This window comes from Streptomyces sp. NPDC034103 (assembly GCF_055575395.1).
Window position 1 is genome coordinate 1 of the sequence record NZ_JBVISS010000036.1, and the last position, 4,981, is coordinate 4,981.

4 protein-coding genes are annotated in these 4,981 nt (G+C 65.4%); 1 reads left to right on the top strand and 3 read right to left on the bottom strand.

Annotated elements, in window-relative coordinates; translation table 11 throughout:
* Positions 1–285: 285 nt before the first annotated feature.
* The 3 genes from ACZ56U_RS39870 to ACZ56U_RS39880 form a co-directional block, all read right to left on the bottom strand.
* Positions 286–1,110 carry a hypothetical protein gene (locus ACZ56U_RS39870; protein WP_469088842.1) on the bottom strand — a complete coding sequence of 275 codons (825 nt, stop codon included), beginning with the start codon at positions 1,108–1,110 and terminating at the stop codon, positions 286–288.
* A 298-nt stretch (positions 1,111–1,408) separates the two neighbouring features.
* Positions 1,409–1,771 (bottom strand): hypothetical protein, encoded by a 363-nt coding sequence (locus ACZ56U_RS39875; RefSeq protein ID WP_469088843.1) that lies wholly within the window; start codon positions 1,769–1,771, stop codon positions 1,409–1,411.
* 34 nt (positions 1,772–1,805) lie between these two features.
* Positions 1,806–2,990, bottom strand: coding sequence for a hypothetical protein (locus ACZ56U_RS39880; RefSeq protein WP_469088844.1), 1,185 nt, complete (start codon positions 2,988–2,990; stop codon positions 1,806–1,808).
* Positions 2,991–3,293: 303 nt separating this feature from the next.
* Between ACZ56U_RS39880 and ACZ56U_RS39885 the strand changes: the two genes are divergently transcribed.
* Entirely contained in the window at positions 3,294–4,553 is a 1,260-nt protein-coding gene (locus ACZ56U_RS39885) for a DUF6236 family protein (RefSeq protein ID WP_469088845.1), read from the top strand.
* The last annotated feature ends 428 nt before the right edge of the window (positions 4,554–4,981 follow it).

Consider the following 4,981-nt stretch of genomic DNA (forward strand, 5'->3'; position numbering starts at 1 on the left):
CCGACCCATCATCAGGCATCGGGCACCGCCATCCGGGCCGTACCCGGGAGGGCGGTCGCCAGCACGTCGGAGGCGCCGACGACGAGCTGTAAACCAGCGTGACGCATCATCCAGAGCTTTCCAGGAACTAAGCAGGCGGGAACTTTTTGAACCGGCCCAAGACGATCACGAACGCTGTGCGCTTACACGTCCGTTGGGACCCGATCACTCGAACGGGGAAAAGTCATCAGCCCTTTGGCGTAATGCGCGTACCGGCGATCCTTGGCGGGTCGGGATCCGTGTCGATCACGGTGTGTGGCTGACGGTCGCGATCAGCTCTCTGGCATGGTCCTCGAGGGCCCTGCAGAGGCCGGCGGAGGGGATGGGTTGTTCTTGCGATTCCCAGCGTCGGAGGAGGGTCAAGTGCGGCAGATCGTCGGTCTGTGATCGGTCGTGGGGCCGCATTGGTGGCTGGAAGACCGGTGCGAGGGCGAACTCGCTGCCGGTGACGTAGCTCCAGACGAAGGCGGATGCGCACTCTCGGGTGCGTTCTGTCGGCTTGGGGCCTCTGCCTCGACGGTGAAGTCGGCAGAGTTCGTCCCAGGTCCTGTCGTCGATGGACCATCGGGAGAACTGCGTGCGGCGGGCACGGTAGTCGATTCTCTCCTGGCTGATGACGTGCTCGGCCAGGCGTTCCAGCGTGGCCGGCAGGTCCCGGTCCTTGAGGTCTTGGTAGGGGTTCAGCGGTCTGACCCGCAGTCGGCCCTGGGTGGTCCAGGACGTGGGGATGCCGAGGAACGCCGCCGCTTCCAGGAAGTTCATGTCGCTGATCGCTTGGACCAGGTGGACGGGGAGAACCCGGCGGAGTCGCCGGCGACTGGTGATGGCCTGCTCGGAGTCCTCCAGGGTGGCGGCAAGCAACCAGGAGCTGGGAAGGGACTGCGGTATGCGCTCAGGAGCGATCCCGAAGTCCGTGAGGGTGTGGGTGGGGGCGAAGAGTCTCTGGGTGGTGTTCGCCCTGGAGGCCCGCAGCGTCGGGGCTCCCTGCCGGATCGATTCGGCCGAGAGTCGGTGCCGGTAGACCTGGTCGATCCGGCGCCGGAGCGAGGGAGAAGCCTCGTGAGCAAGCATGTGCCAGGTCCTGCCCCAGCGGAAGGCAGCCTGGATTCCGGTTGTCTCCTACGGGGCGACTGACCGCACCTCGGGACTGTACCTGGACGCCGCGACCGGCTACCTGGGCCGCTGGTCGCGCTACAACAAAGGCTTCGACGACGAGCTGGACACGCTGGCCACCTACCTGGAAGAGGCAGCCGACATGCTCGAAGCCCCTGCCCTGGCCACGCGGGACAGGCCCGGCCTGGTTGGTGGAGCGCTGGTGTGGGGCAGCAGGCTCGACCCCGCACAGGAAGACCGGTGGCAACCTCTAGCGTCAGCCGATCTTGCGCCACGTGCAGGTAGTCCCGGTCGACGTGCAGTGCTCGAACCCCGGCAGGGTCACGAAGAACCCGTCACCGTCCAGCATCCGCCACGACGGAACCGGGAACCCGGTGAACGCCCGCTGATTCTGCACGCTCGGGATCGCCGCGCGCCCGCACCGTTCCGTTCCGCTCGGCCCGTTCGTCGCCGTGCGGGTGTCCGCGAGGATGCCGAAGTCCGCCGAACCGTCGCCCATCTTGTCGGTGAACAACTGGGCGCACTTGCCACCCGACGTCACCAGGTTCACGCTCTTGGGGTAGCCGCCGGACTCGTGCGTCGAGGCCATCGCGAACTCGTCACAGTCGACGGACCCCACCGACGCATCGGACGGGTGCACGCTCCAGGTGCTGTCACACACGCGAGTGCGACTGTTGTCCGACGTCCACGGACCGCCGGAGCTGTTCTTCACATCGGTGTCCGGGCGCGGTCGCAGTCGCGATGTCACTGGCGTCCACGGTGGCGGTCACCGACCAGCCCAGGTCGATGGTCTCCTTGCCCGTGCCGTTCCAGGTCGTCGCTACCCGGCCCCACCGGTCACCGTACGGCGGGCTGGCGCCGTCCACGTCCCAGTACGCCGTCGATCCGGCGTTGTTGTTCTGCCCGTCCGTCCACTTCACGTTCGACGTCACACACGACTGGCACGTCGACCCGACGTTCCACTTCATCGTGACGCCTTCCAGTCCCTGGTCGATCGCAACCGGCATGATGGCGATCTGCTGATCGAATTCCGCGAAGTCCGACCCGGACGCCCCCTTGTTCGGGTACGCCTTGATGCGCAGCTCGAAGTCGAACTCGGCGAAGCCGATCGTCACGTCCCGACCCGTGTCGATGAATGCCAGCGTCGCCGACCCGATGTTCTTCAGGCACGCCTCGGTACGGGTCATGTAGTCCTTGCCCGCTGGCTTGTCCCAGCACCAGTCGACCAGCTCCACAGCAGGCGCGTCAGCCGCCTCAGCAGGAGACTTACCGGCCTTGCGGGCCTTGGCCTCCTCAGCCTTGCGCAGCGCCTCGGCGCGCTTCTTCGCACGAGCCTTGGACTCCGCGGTGGGAGGGGACAGCTCGATGCAGAGCATGTGCCCCTGCGGGTCCTGCTTGCCGCAGTTCCGCTTCTGCCTGGCCTCCCGTTTCACCGCACCGCTCGCGTCGAACGTCGGCAGAGCCGGCCCCGGATCCGTCCGGTTCAGCTCGTCGATTTCCTGCACGGTCGGGTCGATCGTCGACGACGCCTGCGCCGCAGGGAACTTCACGTACGGCTCGATACGGAAGTCCGCCCATGGCGACCAGGTCGTCTCGTACAGACTGCCGTCGTAGGCGGATGTGCGGAACTTGTACAGCACACCAGGCTTCAGCTTGCCGTACGGCACCGTCACCTTTGCCGTACCGCCGGAAGCCACATACGGCGACACCAGTACGCCGTGGCTACCCGATCCGTCGAGGTCGACCTGTGCCTTTAGTCGTCGCAGGTCAGCCAGCTGACGGAGAAGGGTCGACGACCGCTCGCCGCCATGAGTGCCGAGATCGGCTGTCCCATCCAATCCGGTTGCCGCAGGTCACAGGGGCACGGTCGACTGGGTCGGATGACAACGGACACCGATAGATGACACCTGATCCCAGTGACTGACACCGACGTCGGTGAACCCCCGAGCAGGTCAACCGGAACGGCCAGTTGGTGGCAACCGTCGAGACCTGCAAGAAGGGACGGACATCGTCCGCCCTCCGAGCAGGTGTCTTCTATCGACATGTCGCACAGCGGGGATGGTCGTGGAGTTCGCTGTGCGGCTACGGTCGTAATGGCAGCTGTGTGAGGAAAACGCGATGGGTCTCGACCGGGGAGCACGGTGCAAAAGATCGGCCTTTACTACCCATACGTTCACTTCCGCGACGACGAGTGGCTCAAGGCGGCAGCCTTGTACTGGCCGCGTATGGCACGGGTGGTCCCACCTGGCTATCCGGTGGACGATCCCCGCCTAGTGTCCATCTTGCGGGATGAGTTGGACTTCGTCGTGGACGTTGACCCGCGTGACGCCGCTCGGGCGGTCGCCCCGCTCTTTCTGCGTGTGCTTGAAGACCAGTCCCAAAGGGCGGTATTACGCCACGAGTTCCTGGTGACCGAGGGCCCGTGGGGGTACAGCTCGGGGTGGACTCCGAGCGAGGACACTCACTACGCGCGCGTCGGTGGAGATCCACCAGTGGTCAGCTGGGAACCCAACCCACACTCCTCTTTGATCACGATGCCCGTTCCGGAGCGTCGGCTCACCGGTCTGCACTGGGACGAGGTCGAGCCAGCGCTGCGCGATGCTCTCATCGATGAAGGTCTGGCCGTGGCGGCGGAGAACTCGTTGTTCTCACCGTCCACGCACCGCAAGTGGCTCGCTATGCCGCCCCCTCTGGGATGGGTCTACAAATGCATGCTCACTGAAGAACTGGCGCGGCGGACCCGCTACGTACCAGCCACCGATCAATTCTTTGCCTACAACATGATCGGCAACTGGGACGAGACGGCCATCGTCAGCGCGTGCACGGACAGCTCACTCTTGGGCCTAGCCACGGACGCCGCCAGTTGTCTGGGCACCCTGGCCGTTGACGTTGCTTTGCCGTTCGGGCTTTCAGACGTGCCCGCCGCGAAGATCGTCGAGCTCCGGAAGAGGTACGCCGGCGAGTTCAACGCCTTCACCGATGCCATTTCCGCGGCGGCCGCTGACCTAGAGGAGCACCTCGCCGGTGTGGAGGACGCGCGGTCGCTGCAGGAGTACGCGCGGCTGCAGTTAGCCCGCACTGTCGAGGAACCGCTGCGGGACCTACGCAGAGCCATTCACGGCCTGCATCTGCGGTCAGCGACCGGGGTCTTGAATTACAAGTTTGAACTGGGCTCACTCACCACCGCACTGTCGAGCGTGCTGGGCCACGGACCCGTGACGGCTGCGGGAGTGACATTCGGCCTCGCAGCCATGCGCCAGGGGCTCGCGGAAGGGCGTGACGCGCAGATCAAGGATTCCCCGGTTGGCTTCCTGCTCCGCGCTCAGTTCCGCCTACCGCCGGTGACGTTCAAGGGCCGCGTCAGGCGCATGATCTCACGCGCCATCGGCACGGGGGCGTAGGGTGACGCGGTCCGTCCAGCGACGGTGAGGGAGCTCCTAGCCGTCGTGGCGGTGGCGGGGCCCGCAGCGTTTACCGCCCCAGATGACACCTGCTCGGGGTGTTCGGTCCAGATGCTATCGACGCTCAGTTGTTCCTGCTGGTCAGCGAGTTGACAGCGCACCTGTAGCACCATTCGTCGCCCCTCGGTGTCAGCCACTGCTGTCCGTTGTCATCCGAGCCAGTCGACCCTATCCCTGTGACCTGCGGCAACCGTATTGGATGAGACAGCCGATCTCGGCGCTCATGGCGACGAGCGGTCGTCGACCCTTCTCCGTCAGCCTGACCTGCGACGACTAAGAGGTCCTAACAAAGGCGTTGGACGTGGCGGTGTGTGATGAGGCAGGTGGCGAGGCCGAGGAAGGCTTCGTGGATGTCGTCTCGTCTTTCC